This window comes from Mycolicibacterium fallax (assembly GCF_010726955.1).
Taxonomy (GTDB): Bacteria; Actinomycetota; Actinomycetes; order Mycobacteriales; family Mycobacteriaceae; genus Mycobacterium; species Mycobacterium fallax.
The window spans coordinates 1,150,066-1,165,290 of record NZ_AP022603.1 but is presented as its reverse complement, the minus strand read 5'-3'; the positions used below and the strand labels follow the sequence as shown (position 1 = coordinate 1,165,290).

At 70.0% G+C, this 15,225-nt stretch carries 14 protein-coding genes; 5 read left to right on the top strand and 9 right to left on the bottom strand.

Annotated features, from left to right (window positions below):
- Nucleotides 1–9: 9 nt before the first annotated feature.
- From G6N10_RS05515 to G6N10_RS05500, 4 genes are read right to left on the bottom strand one after another with little or no spacing between them, the layout of a single operon-like run.
- Entirely contained in the window at nt 10–810 is an 801-nt protein-coding gene (locus G6N10_RS05515) for an ABC transporter permease (protein ID WP_085093984.1), read from the bottom strand.
- Entirely contained in the window at nt 807–1,685 is an 879-nt protein-coding gene (locus G6N10_RS05510; protein WP_085093986.1) for an ABC transporter permease, read from the bottom strand. Before G6N10_RS05510 ends, G6N10_RS05515 begins: the two co-directional genes overlap by 4 nt.
- A gap of 2 nt (nt 1,686–1,687) precedes the next feature.
- Nucleotides 1,688–2,878, bottom strand: coding sequence for a polyamine ABC transporter substrate-binding protein (locus G6N10_RS05505; protein WP_085094014.1), 1,191 nt, complete (start codon nt 2,876–2,878; stop codon nt 1,688–1,690).
- A 14-nt stretch (nt 2,879–2,892) separates the two neighbouring features.
- Complete coding sequence (locus G6N10_RS05500) at nt 2,893–4,131, bottom strand: ABC transporter ATP-binding protein (protein ID WP_085093988.1); 1,239 nt, start codon at nt 4,129–4,131, stop codon at nt 2,893–2,895.
- Between the two features lie 211 nt (nt 4,132–4,342).
- Here G6N10_RS05500 and G6N10_RS05495 point away from each other — a divergent pair, with 211 nt between their 5' ends.
- Together G6N10_RS05495 and G6N10_RS05490 are read left to right on the top strand one after the other, a co-directional pair.
- Nucleotides 4,343–5,182 (top strand): SDR family oxidoreductase, encoded by an 840-nt coding sequence (locus tag G6N10_RS05495; protein WP_085093990.1) that lies wholly within the window; start codon nt 4,343–4,345, stop codon nt 5,180–5,182.
- 127 nt (nt 5,183–5,309) lie between these two features.
- Nucleotides 5,310–7,553 (top strand): NADP-dependent isocitrate dehydrogenase, encoded by a 2,244-nt coding sequence (locus G6N10_RS05490; protein ID WP_085093992.1) that lies wholly within the window; start codon nt 5,310–5,312, stop codon nt 7,551–7,553.
- Between the two features lie 113 nt (nt 7,554–7,666).
- On the opposite strand, the gene G6N10_RS05485 is transcribed toward G6N10_RS05490, so the two are convergent.
- Complete coding sequence (locus G6N10_RS05485) at nt 7,667–8,182, bottom strand: Rv2253 family sensor-like surface protein (protein ID WP_085093994.1); 516 nt, start codon at nt 8,180–8,182, stop codon at nt 7,667–7,669.
- Between the two features lie 69 nt (nt 8,183–8,251).
- Between G6N10_RS05485 and G6N10_RS05480 the strand changes: the two genes are divergently transcribed.
- Genes G6N10_RS05480 through G6N10_RS05470 form a run of 3 tightly spaced genes read left to right on the top strand, consistent with a single transcriptional unit; the run spans nt 8,252 to nt 11,587 of the window.
- Entirely contained in the window at nt 8,252–8,953 is a 702-nt protein-coding gene (locus G6N10_RS05480; protein ID WP_163742247.1) for a DUF5078 domain-containing protein, read from the top strand.
- 52 nt (nt 8,954–9,005) lie between these two features.
- Entirely contained in the window at nt 9,006–11,438 is a 2,433-nt protein-coding gene (locus G6N10_RS05475; RefSeq protein ID WP_234810468.1) for a Tex family protein, read from the top strand.
- Nucleotides 11,439–11,443: 5 nt separating this feature from the next.
- Nucleotides 11,444–11,587, top strand: a complete 144-nt coding sequence (locus tag G6N10_RS05470) for a hypothetical protein (RefSeq protein ID WP_163742244.1) — start codon at nt 11,444–11,446, stop codon at nt 11,585–11,587.
- A gap of 98 nt (nt 11,588–11,685) precedes the next feature.
- Here G6N10_RS05470 and G6N10_RS05465 read toward each other — a convergent pair whose 3' ends face one another.
- The 4 genes from G6N10_RS05465 to G6N10_RS05450 form a co-directional block, all read right to left on the bottom strand.
- Nucleotides 11,686–12,051, bottom strand: a complete 366-nt coding sequence (locus G6N10_RS05465) for a DUF488 domain-containing protein (protein ID WP_085094000.1) — start codon at nt 12,049–12,051, stop codon at nt 11,686–11,688.
- 42 nt (nt 12,052–12,093) lie between these two features.
- A complete protein-coding gene (locus G6N10_RS05460) occupies nt 12,094–12,936 on the bottom strand; it encodes a glycoside hydrolase family 16 protein (RefSeq protein WP_234810469.1) in 843 nt (280 codons plus the stop codon).
- 180 nt (nt 12,937–13,116) lie between these two features.
- A complete protein-coding gene (locus tag G6N10_RS05455; protein ID WP_163742241.1) occupies nt 13,117–13,746 on the bottom strand; it encodes a C40 family peptidase in 630 nt (209 codons plus the stop codon).
- Nucleotides 13,747–13,987: 241 nt separating this feature from the next.
- Nucleotides 13,988–15,190: an NAD(P)/FAD-dependent oxidoreductase gene (locus G6N10_RS05450; protein ID WP_085094735.1), complete on the bottom strand. Its 1,203-nt coding sequence runs from the start codon at nt 15,188–15,190 to the stop codon at nt 13,988–13,990.
- Between the last annotated feature and the right edge of the window lie 35 nt (nt 15,191–15,225).

Genomic DNA, 15,225 nt, shown 5'->3' with positions numbered 1-15,225 from the left:
CCCGCCGGCTCAGCCGCGCCTGCGCCGGTACAGCGTGCCGGCGGCCAGCAGCAGCAGGCTGACCGCCAGGATCGCGGTGGCCAGCACGTCGATCTGCGGCGGCACCGCGGCCTTGACCGCGGCGTTGACGTACAGCGGATAGGTCACCGTCGACCCGCTGACGAAGTAGCTGATGATGAAGTCGTCCAGCGACAGCGCGAACGACAGCATCGCCGCGGCCACGATCCCGGGCACGATCATCGGCAGCGTCACGCTGAAGAACGCCCGCGTCGGGCTGGCGCCGAGATCCAGCGCGGCGTCCTCCAGGCTCCAGTCCAGGCCGCGGACCCGGGCCCGCACCGTCATCGCGATGAAGCTGATCTCGAAGGCGACGTGCGCGATCACCATGGTGGCGAACCCGGTTGCCCAGCCCAGGTCCAGGAACAGCGTCAGCAGCGACGCGCCCAGCACCACCTCCGGTGCGGTCAGCGGCAGCACCAGCAGCGTCTCGACGACCGAGCCGCCGCGAAACCGTTGTCGCACCAACGTGATTGCCAGCAGGGTGCCCAGCACCAGGGCGATCGCGGTGGACAGCCCGGCCACCAGCAGGCTCATCCGCAGCGCCTCGGTCAGCGCCGGATACTTGAACGGGTCCGCCCAATTCTCCAGGGTGAAGCCCTGCCAGCTGTAGTTGAACCTGCCCGCCGGCTTGTTGAAGGAGAACACCACGATCACCAGGATCGGCAGGAAGATGAACCCCAGCACCAGCGCCGAGACCAGGCGCAGGGTCCAGGTGCCGAGCCGTCCCCGCACCGCCGATCCGCCGTTCACAGCAGATCCCTGCCGCCCAGGGCGCGGGAGTAGGACAGCACACCGGCCAGGATCAGCGCCATCAGCACGAAGCTCAGTGCCGCGGCCACCGGATAGTCCTTGACCACCAGGTACTGCTTCTGAATGACGTTGCCGATCATGGTGGTCTGGGTGCTGCCCAGGTAGTCGGCGTTGATGAAGTCGCCGACGGCCGGGATGAACACCAGCAGGCTGCCGGCGATCACGCCCGGCATCGACAGCGGCAGCACCACCGTCCGGAACACCCGCGGCCCGGTCGAATACAGGTCGCGGCCGGCGTCGAGCAGTCGGGGATCGATCTTCTCCAGGCTGACATACAGCGGGAGCACCATGAAGGTCATCGAGTTGTACACCAGCCCGCCGATCACCGCCCAGCTCGTCGAGAGCAGCCGGCCCTGCTCGGGCAGCATCCCGATGCCGGCCAGGGTCTGCACCACAAACCCGTCGTCGGCCAGGATCGTCTTCCAGGCCAGCGTCCGGATCAGGAACGTGACGAAGAACGGCAGCACCACCAGGGCAAGCAGCAGATTCTTGTAGCGGCCGGCCTTGAACGCGATGGTGTAGGCCAGCGGATAGCTGAGCAGCAGCGAAATCACCGTCGCGGCAAGGGCGTAACCCAACGACCGCAGGATCTGGTCGGAGTAGCCGCTCAGCGCGCGGGCGTAGTTGGCGAACTCCCAGGAGAAGGTCAGGGTGGGCAGGTACACCGAGCCCGAGGAACTCGACAGCGACATCCGCAGCAGCGAGCCCAGCGGGATCACGAAGAAGATCGCCAGATAGATCAGCGCCGGGGCGATCAGCAGGTAGGGCCGCCAGCGGGCCCTGCCGCCGGGCCGGGCGGTGTCGGTGTCGGTCATCGTCAGCCGGCGGTGACGGCGGCGTACGCGGCGTTGTACTCCTGAGTCTGCTCATCGGTCAGCTCCGCCCAGTGCACCAGCCGGTCCCGGGTCTGCTGGTCGGGGTTGATCAGCGGATTGGCGGCCAGCGCGGGGTTGATCCGGCGCAGCGCCTCGTCCATGTCCGACAGCACCGGCACCGACGGGTTGAAGTCGATCAGCTTGGCGTAGTTGTCCCGGTCGTAGACGTAGTTGATCCAGGTCTCGGCGCCCTTCTGGTTGGCCGTGGTGTTCGGGATCACCATGGTGTCGGTGAACCACATGCCGCCGGACTCCGGGACGAGGAACCGCAGGTCGGGCTCGTCGGCCTGCAACCGGGCCACGTCGCCGGAGTACGCCTGGGCGATGACGACGTTGCCGGTGGCGAAGTCGTCGAGGTAGTCGTTGCCGGTGAACCGGCGGATCTGGCCGCGGTCCTTCTGCTCGCGGATCATGTCGACGGCCTGGGTGACGGCCTCGGAGGTGGGGTGCGCGGGGCTGTTGCCCTGCGCCTGCATGACCATCCCGACGCCGTCCTGCATGTCCGAGAGCATGGTGACCCGGCCCTGGAACGCCGGATCCCACAGGTCGTCCATGGTGCGGATGTCCCGCTTGGTGGCGGCCCGGTTGTAGGCCAGCCCGACCATGCCATTGAGGTACGGCGCGATGTAGCGCCGGCCCGGGTCGGCGGGCGCGTTGAGCAGGTCGGGCCGCAGGTTGGCCAGGTTGGGCACCCGGGCGTCGTTGATCTGATTGATCCAGCCCAGCGCCCGCAGCCGCAGCGCCATGAACTCGGTCGGGACCACCAGGTCCGCGCCGATGTCCTGGTGGCGGGCCAGCGGGGCCTTGACCTTGGCGAACCACTCCTCGTTGTCGTTGAAGTCCTCGCGGTAGTCGACCCGCAGCCCGGTCGTCTGCTCGAACGCGGCGACGAAGTCATCGGGCATGTACATCGGCCAGTTCGAGACCCGCAGCGTCCCGGTGGCCGGTGCGCCGTCGTCGGGGATTTCGGTGCTGGCGCCGCCGGGGTTGTCCTGTCGGGTACCGCAGCCGGCCAGCGCGGCCGGGCCGAGCGCCAGCGCGGCCGCCGCGGCGGCACCGCCGCCGAGGAACCGTCGCCGCGAGGTTGCCGGCGGGCGGCCGAGCGGGCGGGGGAAGCGGTCGGTGGGGGGCATCGCGTCGGGGCCTTTCATCGCGGCGGTGGATCGGGTTCGGCGGAGCCGGGGCCCGGCGGGCCGGGCAGGATCAGGGCGGCCTCGGCGGACCAGCCGGCCCGGACCGGGTCGCCGGGGCGCAGCATCGGCAGCGACTGCTCGGGGCCGACGTGTGCGATGACCGGGGAGCCGTCGGCCGCCCGCAGCGACAGCCGCAGCACCGGGCCCTGAAAGGTCAGGTCGGTGACGGTGGCGGCCACCGTCGCTCCGTCGGCGGGGACGGCATCGGGGGTGCTGACCCGCACCCGTTCGGGCCGCACCATCAGCGTCACCGGGTCGTTGCCCGCGCCGCCGCCGGCGCCCGCCTGGGCCCACAGCGTGCTGCCGAGCGCGGAAATCTCCAGGCGGCCGGCGCTGCCGCGGCCGGTCGGCCGGGCCCGCCACAGGTTCGCCCGGCCGATGAACCCGGCAACGAAAACCGTTGCCGGACGGTCATATATCTCGGCTGGGGTGCCGATCTGCTCGATCGATCCGGCGTTCATCACCGCGATCCGATCGCTCATCGTCAGCGCTTCCTCCTGGTCGTGGGTCACGTAGATGAACGTGATGCCGACCTCGCGCTGAATGCGTTTGAGCTCGAACTGCATGACCTGGCGCAGCTTGAGGTCCAGCGCGCCCAGTGGTTCGTCGAGCAGCAGCGCGCCGGGCTGGTTGACCAGCGCGCGGGCCAGTGCGACGCGCTGCTGCTGGCCGCCGGAGAGCTGCCCGGGCCTGCGCCCGGCGAACTCGTCGAGTTGCACCACGGCCAGCAGTTCGTCGACCCGCCGGCGGATCTCGGCCTTGTCGAGCTTGCCCCTGCCGCGGCGGCTGCGTGGTCCGTAGGCGACGTTGTCCCACACCGACAGGTGCGGGAACAGCGCGTAGTGCTGGAAGACGGTGTTGACGTTGCGCCGGTGCGGCGGGACCCGGGACACGTCGGTGCCCTGCAGCCGGATCGTGCCCGAGGTCGGGGTGTCGAAACCGGCGATCATCCGCAGCAGGGTGGTTTTGCCGCAGCCCGACGGGCCGAGCAGGGCGAAGAACTCTCCGGCGGCCGCGGTGAAATCCGCGCCGTTGACCGCGACGAAATCACCGAACCGCTTGCTGACCTGGTCGATCTCGACGACGGGGCGATCGGTGTCTTCGGGAGCTCGCGGCGCTGCCGCCGGATCTGCAGCCGTCCCGCCGATGCTGGCCAGTTCAGGTCCTCCTGCCGTGGGTTGCGGACCAATCATGGTAAACGCCGGGTCGGCGGGGCAGCACCGGGATATTGGCACCGAGATATTCGGACCGGGGATATTCCTCTCGGGACCAAGCGCCCCGTCGCGGTTGTCGGGCACCCCGCGGTCACACCTCGCGGCATTTCGCTACTATCAGTAGCGGAAAGGGTGGTGGGGTGATTAAGATCCGAGACCACCTAACAAACGCGATTCGGGAGCGTGTGCAGTGGATGTGAAGTTGACCGACCGTACTTACCTGGTCGCCGGCGGTGGCAGTGGCATCGGCAAGGGGACCGCCGAGGGCATCGCCGAGGCCGGCGGCAACGTCGTGCTGCTCGGGCGCAACGCCGACAAGCTGCAGGGCGCCGCCGGTGAGGTCGCCGCGCGCTCGCCGCGCGGGGCCGCGGCGGTGCGGGTGCACCCGGCCGACGTCACCGACGAGCAGCAGGTCATCGAGGCCGTCGCGGCGGCCACCGGCTGGACCGGCCGGCTCGACGGCGTCGTCAACTGCGCGGGCGGATCGGAGACCATCGGGCCGATCACCCAGATCGACTCCCAGCTGTGGCGCAACACCATCGACCTGAACGTCAACGGAACGATGTACCTGGTCAAGCACGCCGGCCGGGAGCTGGTTCGCGGCGGCGGTGGATCGTTCGTCGGGATCTCCTCGATCGCCGCGACCAACACGCACCGCTGGTTCGGTGCCTACGGCGTGGCCAAGATCGCGATGGACAACCTGATGAAGCAGGCCGCCGACGAACTCGGCGCCTCCAACGTGCGGTTCAACTCGATCCGCCCCGGCCTGACCCGCACCGAGATGGTCACCCCGATCTTCGCGATGCCGGCGCTGGAGGAGGACTACCGGATCAACACCCCGCTGCCGCGGGTCGGTGAGGTCGAGGACATCGCCAACCTCGCGGTGTTCCTGCTCAGCGATCAGGGCGGCTGGATCACCGGCCAGGCGATCAGCGTCGACGGCGGGCAGATGCTGCGCCGCGGGCCGGATTTTTCCTCGCTGGTCGGGCAGATGTACGGCGAGGACGCGCTGCGCGGCGTCGTCGACTAGCGGGCAGGGGAGCGGGGTACTCGTCGGTAACCTCACCCTGGTGCGCACCCGGGGTGATTCGGGGCGATACTGGTACCGCAGTTATCTATGCCACAAGCATCTGAATTGTTGACGCCGGGAGACACCTATGAGCGCTGAGCAGCCGACCATCATCTACACGCTGACCGACGAGGCGCCGCTGCTGGCGACCTACGCCTTCCTTCCCGTGATTCGGACCTTCGCCGGGGCGGCGGGTATTGACGTCAAGTCGAGCGACATCTCGGTTGCCGCACGCGTTCTCGCGGAGTTCCCCGAATACCTGACCGAGGCGCAGCGGGTCCCGGACAACCTGGCCGAACTGGGCCGGCTCACCCAACTGCCCGACACCAACATCATCAAGCTGCCGAACATCAGCGCGTCGGTCCCGCAGCTCAAGGCCGCGATCAAGGAACTGCAGGACAAGGGCTACGCGCTGCCGGACTTCCCCGACGATCCGAAGACCGATGCGGAGCAGGAAACCCGCCGCCGCTACACCAAGTGCCTGGGCAGCGCGGTGAACCCCGTTCTGCGCGAAGGGAACTCCGACCGCCGCGCCCCGCGGGCGGTCAAGGAATACGCCCGCAAGCACCCGCACAGCATGGGCCGGTGGTCGATGGCCTCGCGCACCCACGTCGCGCACATGACCGTCGGCGACTTCTACCACGGCGAGAAGTCCATGACGCTGGACCGCTCGGTGGACGTCCGGATGGAGCTGGTCACCGGCTCCGGCGAGGCGATCGTGCTCAAGCCCAAGGTGGCGCTCGACGAGGGCGACGTCATCGACAGCATGTACATGAGCAAGACGGCGCTGTGCGAGTTCTATGAGGAGCAGATGCAGGACGCCTTCAAGACCGGCGTCATGTTCTCGCTGCACGTCAAGGCCACCATGATGCGGGTCAGCCACCCGATCGTGTTCGGCCACGCGGTCAAGGTGTTCTACAAGGAGGCCTTCGCCAAGCACCAGCAGCTGTTCGACGACCTTGGCGTCAACGTCAACAACGGGCTGTCCGACCTGTACAGCAAGATCGAGTCGCTGCCGGCCTCGCTGCACGAGGAGATCATCGAGGACCTGCACGCCTGCCACGAGAATCGTCCCGAGCTGGCCATGGTCGACTCGGCCCGCGGCATCTCCAACTTCCATTCGCCCTCGGACGTCATCGTCGACGCGTCGATGCCGGCGATGATCCGCGCCGGCGGCAAGATGTACGGCGCCGACGGCAAGCTCAAGGACACCAAGGCGGTCAACCCGGAGTCCACCTTCTCCCGGATCTACCAGGAGATGATCAACTTCTGTAAGACCAACGGCCAGTTCGATCCGACCACCATGGGCACCGTCCCGAATGTCGGCCTGATGGCGCAGAAGGCCGAGGAGTACGGCTCGCACGACAAGACCTTCGAGATCTCCGAGAACGGGCTGGCCCGGATCGTCGACATCGAAACCGGCGAGGTGCTGCTGGACCAGCAGGTCGAGGCCGGCGATATCTGGCGGCTGTGCATCGTCAAGGACGCCCCGATCCGGGACTGGGTCAAGCTGGCCGTCAACCGGGCCCGGCAGTCCGGCATGCCGGTGGTGTTCTGGCTCGACAGTGAGCGCCCGCACGAGAACGAGCTGCGCAAGAAGGTCAAGACCTACCTGGCCGACCACGACACCGAGGGCCTGGACATCCAGATCATGTCGCAGGTCTGGGCGATGCGCTGGACCCTGGAGCGCCTGGTGCGCGGCCTGGACACCATCTCGGCGACCGGCAACATCCTGCGCGACTACCTCACCGACCTGTTCCCGATCCTGGAGCTGGGCACCAGCGCCAAGATGCTGTCGATCGTGCCGCTGATGGCCGGCGGCGGCATGTACGAGACCGGGGCCGGCGGCTCGGCGCCCAAGCACGTCAAGCAGTTGGTGGAGGAGAACCACCTGCGCTGGGACTCGCTCGGCGAGTTCCTCGCCCTGGCGGTCAGCCTGGAGGATCTCGGCACCAAGACCGGCAACGAGCAGGCCAACATCCTGGCCCGGACGCTGGACGCCGCGACCGGACGGCTGCTCGACGAGAACAAGAGCCCGTCGCGCAAGTCCGGCGAGCTGGACAACCGGGGCAGCCAGTTCTACCTGGCGATGTACTGGGCGCAGGAACTGGCGGCCCAGACCGGCGACGCCGAGCTGGCCGCGCGGTTCGCGCCGCTGGCGGCGCAGCTGGCCGAGAACGAGGACACCATCGTCGCCGAGCTGGCCGAGGTGCAGGGCCATCCGGTCGACATCGGCGGCTACTACAAGTCCGACGCGGCGCTGACCGAGGCCGTGATGCGCCCGAGCAAGACGTTCAACGCGGCACTGGAAGGGGCTTCCGCCCAGGCTTAGTGGGCTTCCGCCCAGGCGCTCGGCACCCGGACCGGGATCGGTCCGCGGTACCGGGCGCCGCCGTCGTCTTGGGCGCCGTTGTCGTGGGCGCCGTTGTTTTTGGGCAGCGCCGGTCAGGACGGGCGCGCGGTGACCGGGATGCTGACGGTGCCCGCGCAGGCGCCGGCGTCGATGGTGGTGTCGATGGACCCGGTCAGCGAACCGTCGGGCTGCGGCCGGTAGCTGGTCACCGAGTGCGCCGGGTCGTAGGTGATGGTGCCGTCGGGCAGCAGGCAGTCCCAGTTCCAGTCCCGCGACTTGCTCCACTGGGCACCGTCCCACTCCAGGGTGGTCTTCGGTGACACGTTCTCCTTGGGCGCCGGGCCGTCGACCGCGGAGGCGATGCAGGGGCCGTCGGAGCAGTCCGTGGTGAACAGGTAGGACGCGGTGTAGGGCGTCTCGGGCTGGGCGGCGGCGATGCTGCTGCCCGACTTCTGGTCGGTGTGAAAGGTGATCCGGTACCAGCCCGCCAGTGTCGGGTCGTCGGCGCCGGCGGTCGGGGCGGCGACGACGGCGCCGCCGGCCAGCAGGCCCGCGGTCAGCGCGCAGCGAAGGATTCTGGAGGCTGGGGCGAACCTGGTCGCAAACATCGTTCTACTGTCTCAGATCGGCGGCCGATGCTAGCGTCACGCCCTGTGATGACGATGAAAATGACCTGGTTGAGGGCTGCCGGTGTGGCGGCCGCCGGAATCGGGGTGCTGTTCGCGGGCACCGGCGTGGCGGTCGCCGACGACCCGAACGCCGTCCCGCCGGCCCTGCTGGACACCCACTGCAGCCTCGACCAGCTGATGGCGGCGACGAAGGTCGTCGACCGGCCGCTCTATGACGGTGTGGTCTGGAAGTACAGCCAGGAGACCCCCTGGATGCAGCAGCACGCGATCTATCACATGAACCTGTTCCTGCAGAAGGATCCGGCCGACCGGCAGGCCGAAGTCGATGAGCTCGGCGCCTTCTTCCCGCAGTACGCCGCGCTGTTCCGCACCCAGGAGAGCTCGGCCGACGCCGTCGCGGCCAAGTGCACCAGCCTGCCTGTCGTCGATCCGACGGTGTGGGTGCCGTCGAGCAACACCGCGCCGGTGGACAACGGCCCGGCCGGTACCAACGCGGCGGCGGATCCCAATGCGCCGGTGAACCCCGCCCCGGTGAACCCCGCCCCGGCTGGCACCGAGCAGGTCGGCGCGCAGCAGGTCGGCGCGCAGCAGATCGGCACGCAGCAGATCGGCACGCAGCAGATCGGCACGGAGACGGTCGGCACCGCCCCGGACAACACCCCGGTGAGCAATGTCGTTGCCGACGCCACTCCGGGTGAGGCCGCGACGCTCACGGACGCCACCGCGGTCGCGGACCAACCGCAGTCCTGAGCGCGGGCGCCCGCGCCGACGGGACCGCGGGGGTTCGGTAGGGTCTGGCCCCGTGAATCCGAGCGCCGCCGTCAAGCCCGTGACCGCCCGCATCGCCGAGGAACTGGCGATCACCGAGACCCAGGTGCGCGCCGCCGTCGGCCTGCTGGACGAGGGCGCCACGGTGCCGTTCATCGCCCGGTACCGCAAGGAGGTCACCGGCAGCCTGGACGACGGGCAGCTGCGGGACCTGGAGGAGCGGCTGCGCTACCTGCGTGAGCTGGACGATCGGCGCGCCGCGATCTGGTCCTCGATCGAGGACCAGGGCAAGCTCACCGAGGTGCTGCGCGGCGCGCTGCTGGCCGCCGACACCAAGGCCCGGCTGGAGGACATCTACCTGCCCTACAAGCCGAAGCGGCGGACCAAGGCGCAGATCGCCCGGGAGGCCGGGCTCGAACCGCTGGCCGACCGGCTGCTGGCCGATCCGAACCTGGATCCGCAGGCCGAGGCCGCCGGCTTCCTCGGCGAGCAGGTCGGCGACGTCGCCGCCGCGCTGGACGGGGCCCGGCACATCCTGGTGGAGCGGGCCGCCGAGGACGCCGAGCTGGTCGGCGCGGTGCGGGAGAAGTTCTGGAACGACGCCGCACTGCGGACCGCCCCGTGGTCCGAGGAGGTGACCCGCAGCGCCGAGGCACAGAAGTTCCGGGACTACTTCGACTTCACCGAGTCGGTCCAGACGCTGCCGTCGCACCGGGTGCTGGCGGTGATGCGCGCCGAGAAGGAAAAGGTGCTGGCGATCAGCTTCGACGCCGGCGATGACGAGGTCTACCAGGCGATGGTGGCCCGCACCCTGGGCGTGGACCTGTCGGCGACCGGGCCGGCCGGCGGCTGGCTGGCCGCCACCGTCGGGTTCGCCTGGCGCACCCGGCTGGCGTTCTCCGCCGCTGTCGACGCCCGGGTGCGGCTGCGCCAGCGCGCCGAGGAGCAGGCCGTCGCGGTGTTCGCGAAGAACCTCAAGGACCTGCTGCTGGCCGCCCCGGCCGGGCAGCGCGCCACCCTCGGGCTCGATCCCGGTTTCCGGACCGGGGTGAAGGTCGCGGTCGTCGACGGCACCGGCAAGGTGCTTGACACCTGCGCCATCTACCCGCACCAGCCGCAGCGGCAGTGGGACCAGGCCAAGGCCACGCTGGCGGCGCTGATCGCCCGGCACGGCGTCGAGCTGGTCGCGATCGGCAACGGCACCGCGTCCCGGGAGACCGACGCGCTGGCCATCGAGCTGCTCGCCGACATTCGGGCCGCCGGCGCTGCCGTCCCGGCCAAGGCCCTGGTCAGCGAGGCGGGCGCCTCGGTGTACTCGGCGTCGGCGTACGCCGCCCACGAGCTGCCCGAGCTGGACGTGACGCTGCGCGGCGCGGTCTCGATCGCCCGCCGGCTGCAGGATCCGCTGGCCGAGCTGGTCAAGATCGACCCGAAGTCGATTGGGGTGGGGCAGTACCAGCACGACATCACCGCGGGCACCCTGGCGCGCAGCCTGGACACCGTCGTCGAGGACGCGGTCAACGCCGTCGGGGTGGACCTGAACACCGCCTCGGTGCCGCTGCTGGCCCGGGTCTCCGGGGTTTCGCAGGGCCTGGCGGAGGCCATCGTCGCGCACCGCGACGCCACCGGCGCCTTCCCCAACCGCCGGGCGCTGCTCGACGTGCCGCGGCTGGGCCCGAAGGCCTTCGAGCAGTGCGCGGGCTTCCTGCGGATCCGCGGCGGCGACGACCCGCTGGATGCCTCGGGGGTGCACCCGGAGGCCTACCCGGTGGTGCGCCGGATCCTGGACCGCACCAACGTGGCGCTGGCCGAGATCATCGGCGACGAGCGGGCGCTGCGCGCGCTGCGGCCGGCCGAGTTCGCCGACGAGCGGTTCGGCGTCCCGACGGTCACCGACATCCTGGCCGAGCTGGAGAAGCCCGGGCGGGACCCGCGGCCGGCGTTCGCGACGGCCACCTTCGCCGCCGGGGTGGAGAAGATCGCCGACCTCAAGGTCGGCATGGTGCTGGAGGGTGTGGTCACCAATGTGGCCGCGTTCGGGGCGTTCGTCGACGTGGGCGTGCACCAGGACGGACTGGTGCACGTCTCGGCGATGGCCGACCGGTTCGTCTCCGATCCGCACGAGGTGGTCCGGTCCGGCCAGGTGGTGCGGGTCAAGGTCGTCGAGGTGGACACCGAGCGCAAGCGGATCGGGCTGACCCTGCGGCTCGGCGAGCAGACCCGCGGTCCGGCCAAGCCAGGCCGGGGCGCCCCGGATCGGGAGGGCCGGCGCGACGGCGGGCCGCGCGACGGCGGGGCGGGCCGCGGCCAGCAGGGCGGGCGGCGGCAGGCCGACCCGCAGCGGCAGGGCGGTGCCGCCCAGCAGCGTCAGGGCGGTGCGGCCCAGCGCGGTGCGGGCCGCCGCGACGGCGCCGCCCCGCAGGGTTCGATGGCCCAGGCGCTGCGGGACGCCGGCTTCGGGCGGTGAGCCCGGTGCGGCGGGCAGTTCCGGCGCTGTGCGCGCTGCTGATCGTCGCGGTCCCGGGCTGCACCCGGGTGCTGGAGGAGGCCACCGCAAACCGGGTGCCGCCGGCCGCGCCGATCACCGAGGGGCCGCCAACGCCGCGATTGAGATGACCGCGTGCAGCACCCGGGGCGGCTTCGACACCGCGTCCGCCGCGACCGCCGCGCTGCAGCGCATCGATCGGCTGGTCAACACCCGCGCCTAGCGGTGCTCAGGCCTCGGTCAGCAGCTGCCGCAGCACCGCCGCGTCGCTGATCTCGACGGCCTTGGAGCCGGTCAGCAGGGTCAGCGGGCCGTCGGCGGCGAAACCCCGCAGCTGCGCCAGCGCGTCGCGGCGCTCGGGCGCGGACAGTTCGGCGCGGTAGCGGCGGGCAAACTCGTCGTAGCGCTCGGGATCGTGGCCGTACCAGGTCCGCAGGTCGGCGCTCGGGGCAATGTCCTTGCACCACAGGTCCAATTTGGCGCGGTCCTTGCTGACCCCGCGCGGCCACAGTCGGTCGACCAGCACCCGGCGGCCGTCGTCGGCTGCTGGATCGTCGTAGACGCGCCTGACCCGCACGTTCGCGTTGGTGGACATGCCTGCGACGCTACTCGGCGGGCTCGCGCCCGCACCGCCGGATCAGAAGACCCGGACCCAGTCCACCAGCATCTCGGCCGGGTAGTTGCCGCCGGCCGGATCGCCGCCGCCGCTGCCGGCCACCGCGACGTTGAGCACCGGGTTGAAGGCGAAGCCGGGCAGGTTGAACGGCCAGGGATCCAGGGAGAACGCCGGGACCACGAAGTACGGTTCCTTACCCGGGGCGTAGTCCTGCCAGAAGTACATCCCGTTCTGGTCCCAGGTGCAGCGCCAGTTGTGCCAGGCGTTGTCGACCGGGAACGGGTGGGTGGCGAAGGTGTCGCCGTAGAGGGTGCCGTGCACCGTGGTGCCCGACGGCCAGTCCTGGTTGCCGTACCACTCCACGAGGTCGACCTCGCCGCCGGGAACCTCGTTGTGCAGCCACCACGCCGGCCAGCAGCCGTTGGTCAGGCAGTTGAATTTGATCCGGGCTTCCCAGGTGGTGCCGATCTGGCCGGCGAAGGTACCGGTGATCTTGCCGCTGGTGTACTTGTTGCCATTGCGCACGGCCCGGATCACCAGGTTGGAGTTGCCGTCGAGGAAGACGTACTCGCGGGAATCGCGGTACTGGCCCATGTTTTCCGGCCGATCCCAGAACACCGGGTTCTTGATCGTCTCGCGGGCGGTGGAGATGTTCCACTTCGACCGGTCCGGCGAGGAGCCGGCCGGGCCGTCGAACTCGTCGGACCACAGCAGGCCGCCGACCTCGCCGGACGGCACCGGCCCGGACGGCTGGCCGGGGGAGTCCGGGGCCGCGAAGGCCCGGGGCGCCGAAACGGCGGCCGCCAGGATTCCGAACCCGGACATCAACATCATGCTGCGACGATCTACCTCAGACACCACCAAACCATAAACGGAACGCTGTCCTTTATTAAATCCGGTGCGGTTCGCCGTGTCGCCGGCCGGGGTTTTCCCAGCTCGGCGTCGGATCGCCGTGACCATCACCTCGCCGGCCGGTGCGGCCGGCGCCCCGAAATGCCCGAATCCCGCCGGCGCGGGTGCGCCGACGGGATCGGTGTGGGTCGGTCAGGCGGGCTGGCCCGGGGCCGGCGGGAGGTCACCCGGCGGCGGCGGGGGCAGCTCGCCCGGCGGGGGCGGCAGCTCACCCGGGGGCGGGGGCAGCTCGCCGGCCGGCGGCAGTTCGGCGGGCGGGGGAGGCAGGTCCGCCGGGGATGGGGGCAGGTCCGCCGGCGGCGGGGGCAGCTCGCCCGGGGGCGGCGGCGGGGCAGGCTCGTTGTTCGACACCGCGACGATCACCGGGGCGCCGGTCGGCTCGGCCGGGATCTCCTCAACCGGCAGGTACATGTGATGGGTGAAGCCGGACTGGTAGGCGCCGGCGCCGCCGATCTTGACGCCGCCGCCCTCGCCGCTGGAGACCGGGGTGCCGTCGGGCAGGGTGACGGCGGTGTGGCCGCTGTTCCAGCCGATCACCAGCGCGCCGGGGGCGGTTCCGTACTTGAAGCCGCGGGCCAGCAGGGCGGATTCCTGGTTACCGGTGTTGAACCGGTTGCCGTAGACCGGGCGGCCCGATGCGGCGTTGGACACCCAGGACGCCAATCCCGAGCAGTCGGTGCCCGCGGGGGTGTCGCCGCCGGAAACGTACGGCGTGCCGGACACCTGGTTCACCAAGGTCAACAACGTGGCTAGGACATACATGCCGATCGACGCTAGGGCGGATTTCCTGACCGGGTCAAAATTTGTGCGGCTTGTCACCGCCGTCCAATCATGTTGACGCAGGCCACATTTCGTGGTGTTCGCGCAGTTCACGGCGGTGCGCTCGAGGGGGTTGGCGGGCCGGTTCGTCTCGTCGCGGTCTCCGCGGCGTCACAATCCGGACCCCCGGGAAAGTATTTGCGATAAAAACTAATAATTTCTCAGGGAGTGCCCGAGGGCCGGCTCAGGCCAGTCCCTTGAGCATCAGGTTCCAGTACATGAACGGCAGGCCGTAGCGCTTGAGGTACCAGTAGGCGCGGTGCGGTTTGACCGGGTCCAGCACCGGGAATGACGGCTCCAGTTCCAGGTCGTAGTTGAACTCGGCCAGCAGCATCTCGCGCTGCGAGGTCACCAGCGGGCAGGAGGCGTAGCCGTTGTACCTGCCCGGCAGTTCGCGGCCGGCCAGCAGCGCCCCGATGTTCTGCACCACCACCGGCGCCTGCTTGCGGATCGCGGCGCCGGTCTTGGAGTTGGGCGTGGATCCCGCGTCGCCGAGGGCGAAGATGTTCGGGTACCGGACGTGCTGGTGGGTGTGCTTGTCGACGTCCACGTAGCCCAGGGCGTCGCCGGTGGACAGCGGGCTGGACTTGATCCAGTCCGGCGCGGACTGGCGCGGCACCGCGTGCAGCACGTCGTAGGGCAGCGAGCCGCCGGTGCCGGAGGCGCCCATGGCGGTGACGGTCACCTTGCGGGAGGCCGCGTCGACCTCGGTGATCTCCGACTCGGTGTGCAGGGTGATGCCGTAGTCGGCGATCACCTTGTCGAGGTTGTCGGCGATTGCCGGGATTCCGAAGATCCGCGGCGTCGGCACCACCAGGTGGATGTCGATGTCCTTGAGCACGCCGGCCTTGCGCCAGTGGTCGGCGGCCAGGTAGGCGATCTTCTGTGGCGCCCCGGCGCACTTGATCGGGTTCGCCGGCATCATGAACACCGCCGTCCCCGACCTGGTGTTCTGGATGAACTCCCAGGTCTTGGGGGCCAGCTCGAAGCTGTAGTTCGACGACACCCCGCCCTGGCCGAGGGCGTCGGTCAGCCCGGCGGTGGCGTCCCAGTCCAGCTGGATGCCCGGGCTGACCACCAGCACGTCGTACTCGTAGCGGGCGCCGTCGGCGCATTCGACGACGTTGTTATCCGGGTCGAAGGCGGCGACGGCGTTCTTGATCCAGACCGCCTTCTTCGGCATCACCGAGGCCTCGCTGCGCTCGGTGCTGGCGGCCTCGGCCCGGCCGGCACCGACCAGCGTCCACATCGCCTGGTAGTAGTGCGCGTTGGAGGGTTCGATGACCGCGACGTCAGAATGCCCGCCGCGCAGCAGCCGGGCCGCCACGGTGATTCCCGCGGTGCCCCCGCCGACGATGAGGATCTGATGCTTGGCCGTGATCGTCATGCTGGGTTCGTCTCCCTACTGTTTGTCGCTCAGGC

Bases quoted from the DNA above. Each gene is read 5' to 3' on its own strand.
- G6N10_RS05510 (WP_085093986.1), bottom strand. From the start codon at position 1,685: ATGACCGACACCGACACCGCCCGGCCCGGCGGCAGGGCCCGCTGGCGG.
- G6N10_RS05505 (WP_085094014.1), bottom strand. From the start codon at position 2,878: ATGCCCCCCACCGACCGCTTCCCCCGCCCGCTCGGCCGCCCGCCGGCA.
- G6N10_RS05500 (WP_085093988.1), bottom strand. From the start codon at position 4,131: ATGATTGGTCCGCAACCCACGGCAGGAGGACCTGAACTGGCCAGCATC.
- G6N10_RS05490 (WP_085093992.1), top strand. From the start codon at position 5,310: ATGAGCGCTGAGCAGCCGACCATCATCTACACGCTGACCGACGAGGCG.
- G6N10_RS05485 (WP_085093994.1), bottom strand. From the start codon at position 8,182: ATGTTTGCGACCAGGTTCGCCCCAGCCTCCAGAATCCTTCGCTGCGCG.
- G6N10_RS05465 (WP_085094000.1), bottom strand. From the start codon at position 12,051: ATGTCCACCAACGCGAACGTGCGGGTCAGGCGCGTCTACGACGATCCA.
- G6N10_RS05455 (WP_163742241.1), bottom strand. From the start codon at position 13,746: ATGTATGTCCTAGCCACGTTGTTGACCTTGGTGAACCAGGTGTCCGGC.
- G6N10_RS05450 (WP_085094735.1), bottom strand. From the start codon at position 15,190: ATGACGATCACGGCCAAGCATCAGATCCTCATCGTCGGCGGGGGCACC.